At 64.9% G+C, this 18,145-nt stretch carries 18 protein-coding genes; 11 read left to right on the top strand and 7 right to left on the bottom strand.

Annotated elements, in window-relative coordinates; genetic code table 11:
• Window positions 1-2 precede the first annotated feature (2 nt).
• On the bottom strand, window positions 3-2,327 hold the full coding sequence (locus MRY80_RS22690; protein ID WP_293293521.1) for an acetamidase/formamidase family protein: 2,325 nt from the start codon (window positions 2,325-2,327) through the stop codon (window positions 3-5).
• Between the two features lie 353 nt (window positions 2,328-2,680).
• On the opposite strand from MRY80_RS22690, the gene MRY80_RS22685 reads away from it, so the two are divergent.
• Complete coding sequence (locus tag MRY80_RS22685) at window positions 2,681-4,132, top strand: acetamidase/formamidase family protein (protein ID WP_293293520.1); 1,452 nt, start codon at window positions 2,681-2,683, stop codon at window positions 4,130-4,132.
• Window positions 4,133-4,224: 92 nt separating this feature from the next.
• On the opposite strand, the gene MRY80_RS22680 is transcribed toward MRY80_RS22685, so the two are convergent.
• Entirely contained in the window at window positions 4,225-5,196 is a 972-nt protein-coding gene (locus MRY80_RS22680; protein ID WP_293293519.1) for an NAD(P)-dependent alcohol dehydrogenase, read from the bottom strand.
• A gap of 99 nt (window positions 5,197-5,295) precedes the next feature.
• Between MRY80_RS22680 and MRY80_RS22675 the strand changes: the two genes are divergently transcribed.
• Together MRY80_RS22675 and MRY80_RS22670 are read left to right on the top strand one after the other, a co-directional pair.
• Window positions 5,296-6,186, top strand: a complete 891-nt coding sequence (locus tag MRY80_RS22675) for a LysR family transcriptional regulator (RefSeq protein ID WP_293293518.1) — start codon at window positions 5,296-5,298, stop codon at window positions 6,184-6,186.
• Between the two features lie 56 nt (window positions 6,187-6,242).
• Window positions 6,243-7,154: a ChaN family lipoprotein gene (locus MRY80_RS22670; RefSeq protein WP_293293517.1), complete on the top strand. Its 912-nt coding sequence runs from the start codon at window positions 6,243-6,245 to the stop codon at window positions 7,152-7,154.
• A 6-nt stretch (window positions 7,155-7,160) separates the two neighbouring features.
• Here the strand turns inward: MRY80_RS22670 and MRY80_RS22665 are convergent, their stop codons facing one another.
• The 3 genes from MRY80_RS22665 to MRY80_RS22655 form a co-directional block, all read right to left on the bottom strand.
• On the bottom strand, window positions 7,161-7,535 hold the full coding sequence (locus MRY80_RS22665; protein WP_293293516.1) for a type II toxin-antitoxin system death-on-curing family toxin: 375 nt from the start codon (window positions 7,533-7,535) through the stop codon (window positions 7,161-7,163).
• Between the two features lie 5 nt (window positions 7,536-7,540).
• Complete coding sequence (locus MRY80_RS22660) at window positions 7,541-7,777, bottom strand: type II toxin-antitoxin system Phd/YefM family antitoxin (RefSeq protein WP_293293515.1); 237 nt, start codon at window positions 7,775-7,777, stop codon at window positions 7,541-7,543.
• Window positions 7,778-7,875: 98 nt separating this feature from the next.
• Complete coding sequence (locus MRY80_RS22655) at window positions 7,876-8,988, bottom strand: mechanosensitive ion channel domain-containing protein (protein ID WP_293293514.1); 1,113 nt, start codon at window positions 8,986-8,988, stop codon at window positions 7,876-7,878.
• A 228-nt stretch (window positions 8,989-9,216) separates the two neighbouring features.
• Here MRY80_RS22655 and MRY80_RS22650 point away from each other — a divergent pair, with 228 nt between their 5' ends.
• Window positions 9,217-9,489, top strand: coding sequence for an usg protein (locus tag MRY80_RS22650; protein WP_293293513.1), 273 nt, complete (start codon window positions 9,217-9,219; stop codon window positions 9,487-9,489).
• 5 nt (window positions 9,490-9,494) lie between these two features.
• Here the strand turns inward: MRY80_RS22650 and MRY80_RS22645 are convergent, their stop codons facing one another.
• Window positions 9,495-10,016 (bottom strand): thermonuclease family protein, encoded by a 522-nt coding sequence (locus MRY80_RS22645; protein ID WP_293293512.1) that lies wholly within the window; start codon window positions 10,014-10,016, stop codon window positions 9,495-9,497.
• A 243-nt stretch (window positions 10,017-10,259) separates the two neighbouring features.
• Here MRY80_RS22645 and MRY80_RS22640 point away from each other — a divergent pair, with 243 nt between their 5' ends.
• From MRY80_RS22640 to MRY80_RS22610, 7 genes are all read left to right on the top strand, one after another.
• Complete coding sequence (locus MRY80_RS22640) at window positions 10,260-11,000, top strand: PEBP family protein (RefSeq protein WP_293293511.1); 741 nt, start codon at window positions 10,260-10,262, stop codon at window positions 10,998-11,000.
• Window positions 11,001-11,006: 6 nt separating this feature from the next.
• The gene (locus tag MRY80_RS22635) at window positions 11,007-11,465 is read left to right on the top strand and encodes a DUF2267 domain-containing protein (protein ID WP_293293510.1); all 459 of its coding nucleotides are present in this window, start codon (window positions 11,007-11,009) and stop codon (window positions 11,463-11,465) included.
• A gap of 66 nt (window positions 11,466-11,531) precedes the next feature.
• Window positions 11,532-12,503 carry a glycerophosphodiester phosphodiesterase family protein gene (locus MRY80_RS22630; protein ID WP_293293509.1) on the top strand — a complete coding sequence of 324 codons (972 nt, stop codon included), beginning with the start codon at window positions 11,532-11,534 and terminating at the stop codon, window positions 12,501-12,503.
• A gap of 69 nt (window positions 12,504-12,572) precedes the next feature.
• Complete coding sequence (gene pncA / locus MRY80_RS22625) at window positions 12,573-13,172, top strand: bifunctional nicotinamidase/pyrazinamidase (protein ID WP_293293508.1); 600 nt, start codon at window positions 12,573-12,575, stop codon at window positions 13,170-13,172.
• Window positions 13,173-13,196: 24 nt separating this feature from the next.
• On the top strand, window positions 13,197-14,507 hold the full coding sequence (pncB, locus tag MRY80_RS22620) for a nicotinate phosphoribosyltransferase (protein WP_293293507.1): 1,311 nt from the start codon (window positions 13,197-13,199) through the stop codon (window positions 14,505-14,507).
• Between the two features lie 98 nt (window positions 14,508-14,605).
• A complete protein-coding gene (locus MRY80_RS22615; protein ID WP_293293506.1) occupies window positions 14,606-15,103 on the top strand; it encodes a thioesterase family protein in 498 nt (165 codons plus the stop codon).
• 117 nt (window positions 15,104-15,220) lie between these two features.
• Complete coding sequence (locus MRY80_RS22610; RefSeq protein ID WP_293293505.1) at window positions 15,221-17,068, top strand: EAL domain-containing protein; 1,848 nt, start codon at window positions 15,221-15,223, stop codon at window positions 17,066-17,068.
• Between the two features lie 30 nt (window positions 17,069-17,098).
• On the opposite strand, the gene MRY80_RS22605 is transcribed toward MRY80_RS22610, so the two are convergent.
• Window positions 17,099-18,142, bottom strand: coding sequence for an aldo/keto reductase (locus MRY80_RS22605; protein ID WP_293293504.1), 1,044 nt, complete (start codon window positions 18,140-18,142; stop codon window positions 17,099-17,101).
• Window positions 18,143-18,145 lie beyond the last annotated feature (3 nt).

Here is an 18,145-nt window from a genome sequence, read left to right as displayed (position 1 = left end):
CCTCACCGCGGACCGCCGTTGAAGACCGATTTTCGAATCGTCGCATGGACGCCGAAATTGCCGTCGGCGACCTGGGTGATGCCGAAATCGACCGCCAGCGACATCAGCGCCAGCGCCTCGTCCTCGGTCAAACCGTAAGCGTCCATCAGGAAACGGCGGGTCAGCCGGAAGGCACTGCGCAGCGCCAGATCGACGGTCGAGCGCTGATAGACTTCCGACTGGGCGTTCTTGCCGAGGTCGCGCAGATAGTTCGGAAACGAAAAGCTCTGGATCACCCAGGCGTCCGGCGTTTCGATCAGCGGGGTGCTGAGACCGTCGAGAAAGGCCGGCGTCTCGCCGTCGGCCTTGTGCAGGCGGATGCGGATGTCGGCGGTGAGCGAGCACTCCAGCCCGGTGCCGTTGATCTCGCCGTCGCCCTGCGCGAAATGCCCGTCGCCGATGGACAGGAGAGCGCCTTCGACCGCGACCGGCAGATAGATGCGCGCGCCCTTGGCGATGCGCCAATTGTCGATATTGCCGCCGAAATAGCCGGGCGGAATGGAATCGACCACATCGGCCTCGCGCGGCGCCACGCCGATGAAGCCGAAATGCATGCGTTCCGGGATCTCGATGCCGCGCAGCGCGTCGCGCTGCCTGTCGATCGTCGCGTGATCCACGGGAACGCCGGGATAATCCATCGTCCGGTGGACGACGCCGAAGGGATCAGTCTGCGGCGTCCAGCGGTAGTTGTAGAGCGGGCGGGCGACATCCGGCCTGTCGAGGTCGATCTCGAAGATGGTGATCGTCTCGCGCCGCTCGGGATGGTCCAGCAGGTCGTTGTACTGGTAGCCCCACCAGGCCGAGGCGTTGGAGGCGAAGGCCTTGCCGGCGAAGGCGGGGTTGGCCGACGGGCGGGGACGGATGTCGAGGAACTCGACCTCGAGAATGTCGCCCGGTTCCGCGCCGCGCACATGGATCGGGCCGGTGCAGATATGCACGCCGAACCCCTCGCCCGCACCGCGGCCGAAAACCGACGCGTTCATCGGCCCGGCGCCGCGCCGGTCGACGCCCTTGCCCTCCGGCGTCCAGGCAAAGACGCTCTCGGCGCCCGGATCGCCAGCGACCATGCGCTCCCAGTCGTCGCCGGCATGTTGCGTCAGCGTCTCGATGGTGACGGTCGCGCCCGGCGCAACGCGCAGGGCCGGCGGCAGAGCGCGGCTGAGAAAGCCCCAATGCACCGTATGGGCGCTGGCGGGCAGGTGGTAATGATTGTCTGACGGAGCGTCGCTGGCCTGGGGCGTGTCATCCGGCCTGGGGGCCTGCAGCGCGGCTGGAGCAACCGAGCGGGCGCCGTCGCGCGCAAAGCCGCGCCCGGCCGGCCGGCCGCGCAGACCGTAGCCTTCCGAGGGCTCGATGGCGGAGCGGCGCAGTTCGCTAGGGCTGATGCCGTAGGCGGCGGAAAAGGCGCGGCTGAAATAGGCCTGGTCGCGAAATCCCCATCGCATGCCGATGGCGGCGATGCTCTCCTGGGCGTGGTTGGGATCGACAAGATCGGCGCGGCACCGCTCCAGCCGCTGGGCGCGCAGATAGGCGGAGAAATTGTCGTCGCGCAACTGGAACAGGCGCTGCAGGTAACGCACCGACATGCCCTCCTGGCGGGCGATGTCGGCGGGCGTCAGATCGGGATCGGACAGGTTGCGGTCGATGGCGGCGGCGACACGGCGGAAATGCAGCGCCTGCACCTCGGTCATGCCGGTGTTGGGCGCGCGCGATTCGACCAGCAGGGCGCTGGCGACGAACTCGGTCACCGTCAGTTCTCCGGTGCTCAGATCGGCCTGTTCGAGAATGTCCAGCGAACTCGCCAGCATGCGCATGACGGGCCGCGCGGCGAGTGCCGCGAAGGTGTGGCCCAGCACGACCGGCGGGCCGACGGCGACGCGGCCGAGACGGCTGGCGAGCGGCGCGCGCGGAAGCTGCAGCAGGACCGCGTCGAAGTCGCCGTGGAAGCCGACACGCCAGTTCATGTCCATGCCCAGAACGGCCAGCGTATCGTCGGCCAGTTCGGTGGCGCGTTCGTCGGCGCGCAAGGTGCCCCGCCCCTTAAGGACGAGCATCAGCAGCACCGGTGCGTCCTTGGCCTGCGACGGGGCAGGCATGATCGACTGGGCGATGCCGGAGATGCGCGCCAGCCGCGCGCCCGAGGAGGATTCGCGGCATGTGATGCGCCCGTCCGGCGCCTGGTCGTCATGGATGCGGGCTTCAAGACCGAAGCGGGCAAGCTGCGCCCGCCAGGCGTCCTCGCGCTTGACCAGGGGCAGGTTTTCGATGGCGAGCGGGTTGTCGATCATGGCACGTACCCTGCTGTCGCCCGGCCAATTCCGCAATCGGCGGGCAGGCGCGAACACCTTGCGCATCGATCCTAGTCGGGCCCGATCATATTAGCGACAAACACTGCGAATGTTTTGCACGCAGACGAACAATCTCTTGACTATTGCCCCACAGGAAGCCGTCCCATGCAGCCTCGTCCGCAGCGGCAGCCCTCTGCTCAATGAATTGAAAACGAACGATAAATCCGCACGCCGCCGCACCCGCGCAAGAGCTTCTGGGGCCGCAATGCGCCTTTGCGGACCGATTGCCAGCAGTCGATCCCGCCCGAATAATTGACGCCGTTGATCCTTCCAAAACACAAGGGAAAATGACGATGTGCAAAGGCGATGACGTCCACTGTCCGCATTTCGAGGAACACTATGCGACGTTCAAGGAAGACATGAACGCCGAGCGGCGCAGCTTCCTGCGCAGCGGCCTTTTCGCGGCCGGCGGCTTGAGCGCGATCGGCGCGGCGGGCGGGCTGTCGCTGGTGACGCCGACGCTGGCGCAGGCCTCGGAGGCGCGGCAGCCCGAAAAGCGCGCTTTCCATTATCTGCCCGCCAATTCGGACACCGTTCATTGGGGCTATTTCTCCAAGACGCTGAAGCCGCAGGTCGAGTGCGACAGCGGAGACATCGTGACCATCGAGACGCTGACCCACCATGCCGGCGACGACACGGAGCGCATGGTGGAGGGCGACGAGGGCGCCGAGAGCGTCTATCTGTGGACCAAGGACAAGAAGGGCGTCGACCGGCGCGGCGCCGGCTCGACCGACCCCAATGTCTACAAGATCGGCTCAGGTGACGGCCAGGGCGTGCACATCATGACGGGTCCGGTCCATGTGCGCGGCGCCGAACCGGGCGACGTCCTGGAAGTGCGCATTCTCGACTGCGTGCCGCGCGAGAGCGGCAACCCGAAATATGCGGGCAAGAGCTTCGGCTCGAACGCCGCAGCGTGGTGGGGCTTCCACTACAACGACATGCTGAACGACGCCAAGCGCGAGGTCATCACCATCTACGAAGTCGATGCTTCCGGCTCCAAGAGCTGGGCCGAGGCGGTCTACAACTTCAAATGGGTGCCGCAGACCGACCCCTTTGGCGTGACCCACACGACGATCGACTATCCCGGTGTGCCCGTGGATCATTCCCTGACCACGCGCAATTACGACGTGCTGAAGGGCATCCGGATCCCGATCCGGCCGCATTTCGGCACGCTGGGCGTCGCCCCCGCCGAGGCGGATTTCGTCGATTCGGTTCCGCCGAGCTACACCGGCGGCAATGTCGACAACTGGCGCATCGGCAAGGGCGCGACGATGTATTACCCGGTCTCGGTGGAGGGCGCGCTCCTATCGGTCGGCGATCCGCATGCCAGCCAGGGCGACAGCGAATTGTGCGGCACGGCGATCGAGTGCTCGCTCACCGGCACGTTCCAACTCATCCTGCACAAGAAGGCCGATCTTGCCGGCACGCCGCTGGAAGAGCTGAAATACCCGATGCTCGAGACCCAGAGCGAATGGCTGGTGCACGGCTTCTCGGTTCCGAACTACCTGAAGGAACTGGGCGCGACGGCGCAGAGCGACATCTACTCGAAGTCCTCCATCGACGCGGCGATGCGCGACGCCTTCCGCAAGATGCGCAAGTTCCTGATGACCACGAAGGGCCTGACCGAGGACGAGGCGCATTCGCTGATGTCGGTCGGGGTTGATTTCGGCATCACCCAGGTCGTCGACGGCAACTGGGGCGTGCACGCCATCATCAGGAAGGACATCTTCGCCGGCCGCGCCTGATCGCGGCCTGGCCGCCTCCGGGGAAACCCTCGGAGGCCGCTCGCATCAATGTTAGAATATGCTTACATATTTACTTAGTACGCTCTGCCGCCTCAGTCGCCCATCGTCACGACCACCGCACCTCTCGCGTGGCGGGTTTCGACACGCCGGTGAGCCTCGGCGATCTGTTCCAGCGGATACTGACTGTCGACGACCGCGCGCAATTCGCCCTTTTCCATCAGGTCCGCCAGACACTGCATGTCTTCGCGCGAATCGCCCGAGACATTCAGGATCATCTTCGGACCGCCGGTGAGCTTGGCGAGAAGCGCCTCGATCATCTCGCGACCGGAGAATTCCAGCGGCACATAACGTCCGCCAGGCTTCAGGACGCGCTTAGCGGTGGCATAGGTGAGCTTGCCGACCGTATCGAGCACCACGTCGAAACGGGAATGCAATTCAGTAATTGTTTGCTTACTGTAATCGACGACATCGTCAGCGCCGAGCGAGCGAACGAGATCGAGATTGTCCGCGCCGGCGACGCCGGTCACATTTGCGCCGAGATGGCGCGCGAGCTGCACCGAATAGGCGCCGACGCCGCCCGACGCGCCGTTGACGAGCACGGCCTCGCCGGGTTTCACCTCGGCGAAATCGCGCAGGAACACCAGCGCCGACGCACCGCCGAACGGCACTGCCGCCGCCTCTTCGTAAGTGATTGATTTCGGCTTGAGCGCAACGGGGCCGTCGGCCTTGACCGTCAGATATTGCGCATGCGCGCCGGCTCCGGAGAAGCCGAACACGGCGTCGCCCAGCGCGTAGCGGGTGACATTGTCACCGCGTGCGATGACGCGGCCTGCGAATGCGACGCCCAGCACCTTGTTGCGCGGCGCGCGCAGGCCGAGCATCAGGCGGCCCGGAAGCCACATGACACCCGGGAAGGCCGATGCGCGCAGACGCCAGTCGGCGGTGGTGACGGCGGCGGCGAAGACCTGGACGAGGATTTCGTCGGCGGCGGGTTCGGGACGGGCGATGTCACGGATGGTGAGGACGTCGGCCGGTCCGTAGCGGTCGTAAACTGCGGCTTTCATGGTGCGGTTCCTTTCGGGATCGAAGTGTTGCCGCATCTCTACCCATACATAATCGCAGCGTGAATTGACCAGTTATCTTGATCTGATATGCGTTTTCGCATGGATTGGCGTTCCGTGAAATTCGACTGGAACCGGGCGCGGGCCTTTCTGGTCACGGCCGAGGAAGGCTCGCTGTCGGCGGCCGCACGCGCGCTCGGCATGGCGCAGCCGACGCTCGGCCGGCAGGTCGATGCGCTGGAGACCGAACTCGGTGTCGTGCTGTTCGAGCGTGGCGGCCGCGGCCTGACGCTGACGCCGTCCGGACTGGAACTGCTGGACCATGTCCGCGCCATGGGCGACGCGGCCGGCCGCGTGTCGCTTTCGGCCTCCGGCCAGGCGCAGTCGATCGAGGGGTCGATCACGATCACCGCCAGCGAGATCTACTCGGCCTTCCTGTTGCCGCCGATCGTCGCGCGGCTGCGCCGCGAGCAACCGGGCATCGAGGTCGAGATCGTCGCGTCCAATGCGACGATCGACCTGAAACGCCGCGAGGCCGACATCGCCATTCGCTCGTTCCGGCCAACCCAGCCGGACCTCATCGCGCGAAAGATCGGCGAAGACGTCGCCCGGCTCTACGCATCCGTCGAGTATCTGGCTGGGCTCGGCGACCCGAAGACCGCGGACGCGCTGAGCCAGGCAGATTTCATCGGCTTCGACACGACCGGCGCGATGCTGGACGGCCTGAACCGGCTGGGGCTGTCGCTGACCCGCAAGAACTTCCCCGTCCTGACGGCCAATCATCTCGTCCATTGGGAGCTGGCCAAGGCGGGGGTGGGCATTGGCATCGTACCCGAATCGGTCGGTGACGCGGAGCCGCGCGTGCGGCGCGTGCTGCCGGACATGCAGCCGATGACCTTCCCGATCTGGCTGACGACGCATCGGGAATTGAACACCAGTCGGCGCGTGCGTGTAGTGTTCGACATCCTGGCGGAGGAACTGGGACGAAAGTGATCCACGCGGCCACTCGCGTCCTTGAAGGGCAGCCCGTTTTGCATAGGTTGCCGGCCATGACTCGACTCAACCATCTTCGCCACACCGCTATCGCCTTGCTCGTGATGCTCCCGCTCTCCTCCGCAAGTGCCGCAGACCATCCGCTCGTCGGAACGGTCTGGACGGGGAGAGGCGATCCCGCCTCGTTCGCCGATATCGAACACGCGGCCGTTCAATCGGATTTCGTGCTGATCGGCGAGATCCACAGCAACGCCGAACATCACGCGACCCAGGCGAAGCTGGTGCGGGCGATGGCGGAGGCAGGCCGAGCGCCGACGATTGTCTTCGAGATGGTACCGCGCGGCCTGCAGGGCGCGCTTGATGCTTTTCTCGCGCAAGACGCGCCGGATGCAAATGCGCTCGGCGAGGCGCTGCAATGGGAGACGCGCGGCTGGCCGGACTGGGCGATCTACCAGCCCATTGCCGAGGCGGCGCTCGATGCCGGCCTGCCGATGCGCTCCGGCGATCTCGACCGGGACACCATCCGCGCCATCGCGCGCGGTGCGGACATGCCGGGCGATCCTGTCGCCTATCCGGAAGCACTGGGCGATCGCATCGGCGCGGAGATCATGACCGCGCATTGCGACCTGATGCCCGCCGAGGCAATTCCGCCGATGGTCACGGTCCAGCAGGCGCGCGACCTGTCGATGGCCGACGCGATGCTGGCATCGGATGAAGACGGCGCCGTCCTGATCGCCGGTGGGGGCCACACCCGCACGGATTGGGGCGTGCCCTTCGTGCTGCACGCGAAGGCCCCTGACAGGAGTGTACTCTCCATCGGGCAATTCGAGGTGACGGAAGAAGGCACCGCCTTCGCCGACTATATCGACGAGGGCGAAGCAAGCCTGCCCTACGACTTCGTGATCTTCACCACGCGCAGCGACGACACCGACGATTGCGCGAAGCTGCGTGAACAGATGGGGAAGTGAGCCGGCTCAGCGATGCGGAACCGTGTTCTCCATTAGCCACTGCTGCACTGCATCCTTCCGGAAAGTTCCTGCCTGCAGGTGACCGTAAATGAAGTTGATGACCGCATCCTGCTCGGCCTGCAGCTGGTGACCGTTGAGTTCGAGGAAGATGTCGACGCAAGCGAAGGCCACGCGCTTGTTTCCATCGATGAAGCCGTGATTCATGGCCAGGCTTTCCCACAACGCGGCGGCCTCCTCGATCACACCCGAATAGTAGCCTGTCTGAGGTCGCAAGAGGGCCGCTTCGATGAGGCCGGCATCCCGAATGCCCGAAGCGCCGCCGAACAGCCGTAACTGCTCACGATGGATATAGAGCGCGTCCTGCAGCGTGAGGTAGTGCACGAGCCCTATTTCGCGAGCGCTTCATAGACTTTGGCCCAGCGCTTGACGCTTCTTTCGTGCAGCGCCTTGACTGCCGGGCTCGGCTCGCTGCGCGCCATCTCGGTCAAGCGCTGAAATTCCTCCGGCGAGAGGACGACAGCAACGTCGCGACCGTTCTTTTGGATACGAACGGGCTCGCTGCGGGCCACATCAAGAAGCTGGCCGAAACGGTTCTTGGCGTCTGAGGCGTTCCAGATGTTCATGATGCTCTCCTTGATCGCTATTTAGCCATTTTGGCTAATTCGTACAATACTGTCGCGGAACCCTGCCTCGCAGACAGCCGCTCGAGCGCGTCCGAGGCTCAAACCGCCGGGAAGGTCTCCGGCTGGCCGTCTATGCGAGTCAGTTCGCCGCGGAAGCGCGGCAGTGCTTCTGGATATTCCTTCTGCAGCCAGACGATCAGCTTTTCGCGAATCTCGCAGCGCAGTTCCCAGGCGATCATCGAATTCCGGGCGCTCATCAGGCCCCGCACCACGATCGTCTTGTCGTTGGCGTCGAGCATCTGCATGTTGACGACCTGGCCGTCCCACCGTTGCGAGGCCTGGACCAGCTCGATCAGCTTGGCGCGCAGTTTCTCCACCGGGACCGAATAGTCGACATGCCAAGTCACCGCGCCGATGATCGAGGCGCCGTCACGCGTCCAGTTCTGGAACGGCTTTTCGATGAAATAGGACAGTGGCACCACCATGCGGCGCCAGTCCCAGACACGCACGACGACATAGGTCGCGCCGATTTCCTCGATCCAACCCCACTCGCCCTCGACGATGACAACGTCTTCCAGCCGGATCGGCTGGGTGAGCGCGATCTGGATGCCGGCGATGAGGTTCGCGAGCACCGGCCGCGCCGCGAACCCGACCGCGAGACCGGCGACGCCGGCCGAGGCGAACAGGCTCACGCCATATTTGCGCACACTGTCGAAAGTCAGCAGAACGAAAGCCGTGGCCACGATGAAGATCAGGATGTTGGCGGTCCGGCGCAGCACGCGCACCTGGGTGACGAATTTGCGCGCCCGCAGATTGTCTTCCATGTCGAGCCGGTGACGACGGGTCATCCTGTCGGTGAACAGATTGGTCAGAAGGATCGCCGTCCAGCCGATCAGCCCGATCAGCAGAACCGAGATGATGTGGGCGACCGCGTCCTGGAATTCCGCCGGCAGGTTGGAGGACGAGATCGCCAGCGACATGGACAGGAGGATGATTGCGAGGCGCACCGGCGAACTCGAGCGGGCCAGCGCCTGGCGCCACCAGGAACTGCCCTTCAGCATCCTGCCAAGCACCCGCCATGCCGCGGCATGGGCGACATAGCCGAGAAAGATCGCAAGCCCGACAAGGCCCAACGGCCAGGCCCAGAGCGACGCCAGTGTGACGGTTTCGGTGATGGCTTCTCCGGCGGTCTCGACGATTTCCTCGGGCATGGAATCCTTGCAGGGCGGTCAGCAAAAGCGCGTGGCAGCTCTTTCGGAGCTAGGACGAGCATACTGCATTGCAACAAAAAATCACGGCGAGGGTTCCCGTCCGGCGCATTCGCGTCGGGCGGCCGGCAATCAGCACTCGGGCAGAATTGCTGCTAATAAATTGAATTTATTGACAGAAATTGATTTCTGCGTAGCGTTGTGCAGTGCGATACTTGGAAAGGAGCACCGATGCAAGGCACCAGCGCATTCGAACTGCAACTCCGGGGTTACGGACTGACGACCGCCCATATCCTCTACCGCATGCCCGACCATCAGGAGATTTTGCAGACCTATATCTGGCAGGACTACGATCTCGCGCCGGACTTCCCGCAGATGTTCGGGTTCCTCGATTTCTGGGAGGAGAACCTCGACGGGCCGCTGCATTCGGTGCGCTACAGCCACCAGAAGCTGATCAAGCCGGGCGAATTCCGCCGCGTGGACGGCGAAATCGTGCTGCACTAGGCGCCTCAGGCACCGCACCATGTCGAGGGCGGCTCGCGGCGGCCACGCCAGCGCACCGCGAGGTGCTTCGCGACCAGGGCTGCGCCGACGTCGCCCTCGGGCGTCGAGACGGCTGCGAGCGTGCGGCCGTAGCGGTCCTCCCCGCTGCGACGCAGGCGGATGGGCTGTCCGTGCACCAGGCGGGCGAGTTCGCGTGTGGCGGCGCTCGCGCGCTGTTTCTCAGCGGGGCAGCGGGCCTTCACCTCGGGCGCGTCGATGTTGACGATGCGGATCTTTTCACCGTCCAGCCAGAGCGTGTCGCCATCGACGATGCAATTGAAACGCGGACCGAACCCGCAGACCGGCATGGCGCGCGGCGCGACGCCGCCCGGGTAATCGGTCCCGGCACGCGGCGCATAGGCGCTTGTCGTCATGCGATCGACCAGCCCCGTCAGGCGCGTCAAACCGGCTCCGCTTGACGGGCGCAGGACAAGCGCCGCACCGGCGCCGATCGCGAAGAAAGCGACAAGCGCCATCGCGGTCCGCATGACGCCACCCCTCTTGCGAGGCCTGCTCATGGGAACCACGCGTTGCGGCTTGCGTCGCGGTTTGACTCGCGCACCGGCCATCGCCGTCTTCTCCGTCATTGGACCGCTGCGCAGATTGAGGGTGAAACCTTGCGTTTTCGTTCAGATCGCAGAGCCAGCGCGCGCATGTGCCTCCGTGCGCGCACGCCATCTCGGTGCTATGAAAGACGAACCGCCGGCCGCGCCGGCGCAAGGAGAGCCGACATGATCACCCGCATGCTTTCGTCGCTCACAATCGCAGCCGTCCTGTTCGCCGGCACCGCAGACGCCTTGTCTCAAGCGCCGCCTCCTCCACCTCCGCCAGGCGGCGGCGCGGCGCTGAACGAGACCGCGCTTCAAACCAACGGGTCGCAGTCGCTGACCGGCGAGGTCTGGGTCGACAACTGGTTCGCGCTCTGGCTGAACGGCGAAAAACTTATCGAGGACAGTGTGCCGATCACGACGGAACGCTCCTTCAACGCCGAGCGCTTCACGTTCCGCGCCGATCCGCCCTACACCTTCGCCTTCGAGTTCCGCGACTTCATGGAGAACGAGACGGGGCTCGAATATATCGGCACACGGCGTCAACAGATGGGCGACGGCGGCGCGATCGCGCAATTCAGCGACGCCGACGGCCACATCGTCGCGGTGACCGACGAGAACTGGCGATGCCTCGTCGTGCAGCATGCGCCGGTCGGCGGGCAGGCCTGCGAAAGGGCGCGCAATCCGACGGTTGGCGAAGGCGACTGCGCCGCCCGCACGACCGCCATATCCGACGGCTGGACGGCGCCCGATTTCGACGACAACGCATGGGCGTCCGCCACGGTGCATTCGCAACGCGCGGTCGGCCCGAAGGACGGCTACGACGCGATCGCTTGGAACCCGTCAGCCAAACTCATCTGGGGCAAGGATCTGGAGCGCGACAACGTCATCCTTTGCCGACTAACGGTATCGACGGGAGAGTGAGCCGCCATGCCGATGCCGCAGGAATATTTCGCCGCCTCGCGGGATTTCGACGCCTTCATGGAAGACGCCAAGCAGGCGCTCGGCCATCAGTCGCATCACCAGACCTACACGACGGTGGAGGCCGTGCTGACGGTGTTCCGGCGGCGCGTGAGCGTCGCCGACGGGTTGCGCTTCGCGGACGCCCTGCCGCCGGTGCTGCGCGCGATCTTCGTCGCCGGCTGGGATCCGCACGCCCCGCTGCGACCCTTCACGTCACGCGCCGAGATGGACGCCGAAGCGAAGACCATTCGCCAGCACCACAATTTCGCGCCCGACGGGGCGATCCTGACCGTGGCGCAGGTGCTCCGCCGGCATGTGGATGCGGATCGCTTCGCGCGTATGCTGGCATCCCTGCCCGAGCCCGCGCGGGCCTTCTGGGCGATCGACGACACCCTCCAAAATGCCCCTAAGGCATGGGCAGAATGACGAAAAGCGGCCTCATTTCCAACATGAACACGACCGAGTTTCCCGCCCGCTGAACGGAGGGAATGCATGCGCAAGGTTCTGGTCGTCGTCGCCGTCATCGTCGGCGCGCTCTATCTCTGGAATGCCTCATGGATCGCCGGAGAACCGGGCGATCCGCAGATCCGGACCATCGCGCATCGCGGCGTGCACCAGGCCTTCAGCCGCGAGGGATTGACCAGCGACACCTGCACGGCGGAGCGCATCCTCCCGCCGGAGCACGCATTCATCGAGAACACGATCCCTTCGATGCGCGCCGCCTTCGAGGCCGGGGCCGACGTCGTCGAGCTCGACGTGCATGCGACCACCGACGGCCAGTTCGCGGTCATCCACGACTGGACGGTCGATTGCCGCACCGACGGCGAAGGCGTGACCCGCGAACACGACATGGCCACCCTGAAAAGGCTCGATGTCGGCTACGGCTACACCGCGGATGGCGGCAAGACGTTCCCACTGCGCGGGACGGGCGTCGGCCAGATGCCGGAACTCAAGGAGGTGCTGGAGGCCTTTCCCGACGGCCGGTTCCTCGTCAACTTCAAGAGCCGCGAGGCGCGCGAAGGCGACATGCTGGCCGCCGTTCTGACCGAACATCCCGAATGGCGCGACCGGGTGTGGTCCGCCTATGGCGGCGACGCGCCGACAGAGAGGGCGAACGAACAGATCGAGGGCCTGAACGGCTATGGCGTCCGGCAAATGAAGGGCTGCCTGATGGACTATCTGAAACTCGGCTGGAGCGGCTATGTGCCCGAGACCTGTCGCAACACCCACGTGATGGTGCCGGGCAATCTCGCCTGGCTCGCCTGGGGCTGGCCGCACCGCTTCCGCGCGCGGATGGAGGCGGCGGGTAGCGACATCATCCTGTTCGGCCCCTATTCGAAGGGCGACCCCGGCACGCGGGGCATCGACAGTCTCGAGGAACTGAAGCTGATCCCCGCCGGCTTCGACGGATATGTCTGGACCAACCGCATCGAGGTGATCGGCCCCGCACTGGCCGGCCGCTGACGCCCTTCCCATCGCCGCCATCTTGCCCTAAGCCTCGAAACGCAACTGGTCCGGAAACGGGAGGGCGGCATGGCGGACAAGGCGCTGATCGTCATCGACGTGCAAAACGACTTCTGCCCCGGCGGCGCGCTCGCCGTGGAGAATGGCGACGACATCCTGCCGCTGGTCAACCACATGATCGCCAGCCACGACCATGTGGTGCTGACGCAGGACTGGCACCCGGCCGGCCATTCGTCCTTCGCCTCGCAGCATCCGGGCAAGGGCCCCTTCGAGACAGTCGAGGTCGCGTATGGCCCGCAGACGCTGTGGCCCGATCATTGCGTTCAGGGCACGCCGGGCGCCGAATTTCACGCCGATCTCGACTGGACCAAAGCGGAACTGGTGATCCGCAAGGGCTTCCGGCCCGAGATCGACAGCTATTCGGCCTTCTTCGAAAACGATCATCGCACGCCGACCGGCCTTGCCGGCTACCTGAAGGAGCGCGGCATCGCCGAAGTCGTGCTGTGCGGCCTGGCGACGGATTTCTGCGTCGGCTTTTCGGCGCTCGACGCGGTCAAATGCGGTTTCAAGACCGCGGTGGTTCTGCAGGCCTGCCGGGCGATCGACCTTGACGGATCGCTGGCGGCGATGACGGACAGGATGCGCGACGCGGGTGTGCATCTCCTCTAGCAACGGTTCAGGCAGGAACGGCGCATGGTCTTTCGCGTTCTCGACATCGCAAGGCGGGTCCACGACCACACCTGGAAGCTCGATCCGATCGTCCGGTCACTGCTCGACACGGATTTCTACAAGCTGATGATGCTGCAGATGATCTGGAAGCTTCATCCGGACGTCGATGCGACCTTTTCCCTGATCAACCGCACCACCTCGATCCGGCTCGCCGACGAGATCGACATCGGCGAATTGCGCGACCAGCTCGATTTCGCCCGCACCGTGCAACTGACCAAGAAGGAAATGATCTGGCTTGCCGGCAACAGCTTCTACGGTCGAAAGCAGATCTTCGAGCCGGAATTCCTCGCCTGGCTCGCCGATTTCCGCCTCCCGGACTACGAGCTTTCGCAGAGGGACGGGCAGTTCCAGCTCGATTTCCACGGCCGCTGGACCGACACGACCATGTGGGAGATCCCGGCGCTCGCCATCATCAACGAGCTGCGCAGCCGGGCCGCGATGCGCGGCATGGGCCCGTTCGAGCTCGACGTGCTCTATGCGCGGGCGAAAGCGAAGATGTGGGAAAAGGTGGAACGGCTGAAGCAATTGCCGGGCCTGTCGATTTCCGATTTCGGCACGCGGCGGCGACATTCCTTCCTGTGGCAGCGCTGGTGCGTGCAGGCGCTGGCCGAAGGCATCCCCGACGCGTTTACCGGCACGTCCAACGTGCTCTTGGCCATGGACAACGACCTGGAAGCCGTCGGCACCAACGCCCATGAACTGCCGATGGTCTATGCCGCGCTGGCCGAGACCGACGCCGGCATCGCCAAGGCCAATCTGACCGTGCTGGAGGACTGGAACGCGCTTTACGGCGGCAATCTGCGCATCGTCCTGCCGGATACGTTCGGCACGGCCGCCTTCCTGCGCACCGCGCCTGACTGGGTCGCCGACTGGACCGGCTTCCGCCCGGATTCCGCGCCGCCGATCGAGGGCGGGGAGCGGATCATTGCCTGGTGGAAGGAGAAGGGCGAAGACCCGACGAAGAAGATCCTTATCTTCTCCGACGGGCTCGACGTCGATACGATCGTAAGCACCCACGAACATTTCAAGGGCCGTGTCCGGATGGCCTTCGGCTGGGGCACCAACCTGACCAACGACTTCGTCGATTGCGCGCCGCGGAAGAACGAGCAGCTTCGCGCCATTTCGCTTGTCTGCAAGGTGACCGACGCCAATGGCAGGCCGGCGGTCAAGCTGTCGGACAACCCCGGAAAGGCGACCGGCGATCCGTCGGAGATCGAGCGTTACCTGAAGATCTTCGGATCGGACGAACGGGTGGATAAGCCGGTCTACGTGTGAGCGTCGGCGGCCGGCGCTTCACTGCGTTCCGCCGGTCTCGCGCTGGACTTCCTTTTACGTAAACGTTAGACAGGGGCACCTCAACCCAGGGCTGCCCCATGAACCTCCTGTTCCGCCTGATCCAGGTGCTCCTGACGCTTAAACGGCGCGGGCCGATGAGCGCGCTCGACGAAAGCCGGCTGACGCTGCGCTGCTGGCCGAACGACCTCGACACCAATTTGCACATGAACAATGGCCGCTACCTGACCGTCATGGATCTCGGCCGGTTCGACCTGATCATGCGCACCGGGCTTTGGCCGATCATGCGCGAGCGCAAGTGGTATCCGGTGGTGGGATCGGCGAAGATCACCTTCCGCCGCTCGCTCAACGCCTTCGACCGTTTCGACCTGACGACGCGGATTCTCGGCTGGGACGAGAAATGGCTTTACATGGAGCACCGCATGGAGCGCGACGGCAAGCTGATGGCGCATGGGCTGATCAAGGGCCTCTTTCTCGGTCCCGACGGCAAGGTGCCGATGGATCAACTCGTCGCGGCGGTGGGATATCACGACGCATCGCCAGAGCTGGCATCGGAAGTAATTTCCGCGCTGGCGTAGTCACGACTCACCGGAATCGCCCGCAATCCAGTCGTTTTTTGGAAATTCCTACCCCTTCCTAAAGGGAATCGTAATGTCCGTGTGATGCCAATACGGCTGCCAAAACGGACGAAACTCATGGAACTGGCCGACCAACTCGAACTTTCCGCCTTTCAAAGCCAGATTCTGGAAGCACTTGCCACCGGCAATGACTTCGCCGCGATCGCCGACCTCTTGTGCCGGAAGGCCGAGGCGCTGTCAGACGGCGCGATCTGCACGATCGTGCGCATCGAGAACGGGCTGATCCGGCCGGTGTCGGCACCGAGCCTGCCCGCCGCCTATGCCGAAGCCCTCGACGGCGCGGCGATCGGACCGGAAGCCGGATCCTGCGGCACGGCCGCCTATCTGGGCGAGCCGGTGCTGTCGGCCGACATCGACAACGATCCCAAATGGCAGCCCTATCTCGGCCTGGCGCAGCCCTACGGCCTCAAGGCCTGCTGGTCGAGCCCAATCAAGGCGCGCGACGGCCGAACGATTGCGACCTTCGCCTTCTATTTCCGCAAGAAGCGCGACGCGACCGAGATCGAGCGCGAACTGGTGAAGCGATCCGTGCATCTCTGCGCGATCGCGCTCGAACACATCCAGATCAATAGCCGCAACGAGTTCCTCGCCTTTCGCGACCAGTTGACCGGCCTCGGCAACCGCCGCTCGTTCGACACCGTGTTCCACGATCCCGAATTCTCGAAACGGCCGTTCGGCCTGCTGCTGGTCGACATCGACAATCTGAAGATCGTCAATGACAGCCTCGGCCACTGGGCGGGCGACACGCTGATCTCCGTCGTCGCCTCACGCATCGACGAGTTGTCCGCGCCCGACCGGGTGTTCCGGCTCGGCGGCGACGAATTCGCGGTGCTTTGCCGCGCGTGCCACGACGACGAGGGATTGCGCAAGGCAGCCCTCAAGCTCATCGACGGCGTCAGCCAGCCAATCACCGCATTGGGCAGCACCATCACGCCGAGCGTGACGATCGGCGGGGTGCTCAGCGGCTGCGACGGCGCCGCGCCCGAGCAGTTACGTCAGCACGCCGATGTCGCGCTCTATCACGGCAAGGAGACCAATCCGGGCGGCTACCAGCGCTTCGATCCCGGTCACAAGACCTCGATCATGCGGCGGATCGAGGAATCTCACCAGTTGCTGCAGGCACTCGACGAGGACCGGCTGACCGCCCATTTCCAGCCGGTCGTGAGCCTGGAAACGGGACGGATCACCGGCGTGGAAGCGCTGGCGCGCATTCGCGCCACCGACGGGCGGATCTTTAGTGCGCAGGATTTCCAGTTGGCCTTCGCCGACGTGCGCAACGCGGCGCGCCTGACCACGCGGATGCTCGACATCGCCGTGCGCGAACTGCGTGGCTGGCTCGACCAGGGCCTGCGCATCGAGCATCTGGCTCTGAACCTGTCACTGGCGGATTTCCGCACCGGCAACCTGGAGGCCCGCGTGTCGGAGGCCTTCGACCGCGTCGGCCTGCCGCTCCACTATCTCCAGGTGGAAGTGACGGAGACGGTGATGATGGACGGACGCGTCGTCGATCCGCTCAACCGGCTGCGCGCACGCGGCGTGCGCATCGCGCTCGATGATTTCGGCACCGGCTTCGCGTCGCTGACCCACCTGCTCAACACGCCCTTCGACATCATCAAGATCGACAGGTCGTTCATCGAGAAACTGCTGACCGATCCGCCGAGCGCGGCAGTCGTCGAGGCGCTGATCGACATCGCCCGCAAGCTCAGGGTCGACATCGTCGCGGAAGGGGTGGAAACCTTCGCGCAGGTCGAACGGCTTTGCGAACTGGGGTGCCCATTTGGCCAGGGCTACCTGTTCTCGCGCCCGGTGGACGCCGACACGACCGCGCAGCTCCTGCGCGCCACGCTGCCGCTCGTCAATGACGGCGCCTCGGCCAGGGCCCACGTCGGCAAGCGGCGGGCCTAGACCTTTCCGCCCGCCGTCGGGCGACGCCCCCTAGAGCGGAAGCGGATAGTGCTTGAAGGTGTCCTCGATGTCGGCGAACACCTCGTCCGACAGGTCAATCCCGATCGCCGCGATATCCGTCTTCAACTGCTCCATCTGCGTCGCCCCGATGATCACCGCCGTGGTGAAGGGCCGCGACAGGACGAAGGCCAACGCCATTTGCGCCGGGTCGAGACCGTGCTTGTCGGCGATCTGCAGATAGGCTTCGAGCGCCGGCGCCGAGCGTTCGTGGCGGCGGCCGAGCAGATCCTTCTGGATGCTCAGGCGCGAACCGGACGGGATCTCTCCGGTGCGGTACTTGCCCGAAAGCTGGCCTGAAGCGAGCGGCGTGTAGGCGAGCAGGCCGACATCCTCATGGGCGGCAACTTCCGCGAAATCGAGGTCGAAGATGCGGTGCAGCAGCGAATATTCGTTCTGGATCGACTGGACGCGCGGCAGCCCGTGCTCCTCGGCGATGCGCAGATGCTGCATGGTGCCCCAGACGCTCTCGTTCGACAGGCCGAAATGGCGCACCTTGCCTTCCTTGACGAGCGCGCCGATCTCTTCGAGCGTCTCCAGGAAATCGGCCTTCGCCTTTTCGCCGTCATGGGCCTGCGGGTCCCAAGTCCAGTTCTGCCGGAAGTGGTAGGAGCCGCGATTGGGCCAGTGGACCTGGTAGAGGTCGATATAGTCCGTCTGCAGGCGCTTCAGCGAACGTTCGCAGGCCAGCCGGACCTTCGCCGCCGAAACCGGCGCACCGTCGTCGATATGCGGACGGCCCGCGCCGACGATCTTGGTGGCCAGCACGATGTCGTCGCGCTTGCCGCGCTTCGCGAACCAGCTGCCGACGATCTCTTCCGTGCGGCCGTAGGTTTCGGGGCCCTGCGGGGTCGTCGGATAGAGTTCGGCCGTATCGAAGAAATTGACGCCCTGGCCGACGGCGTAGTCCATCTGCTCGTGGGCTTCGGCTTCCGTGTTCTGCGAGCCCCAGGTCATGGTGCCGAGGCAAATCGCGCTCACCTCCAGGCCGGTGCGGCCGAGTTTGCGGTATTTCATCTT

Source organism: Oricola sp., assembly GCF_022763245.1.
In the GTDB taxonomy this organism is placed as follows: Bacteria; Pseudomonadota; Alphaproteobacteria; order Rhizobiales; family Rhizobiaceae; genus Oricola.
Note: the sequence above shows the minus strand (reverse complement) of the source record. Positions and strands in the feature narration are given on the sequence as shown.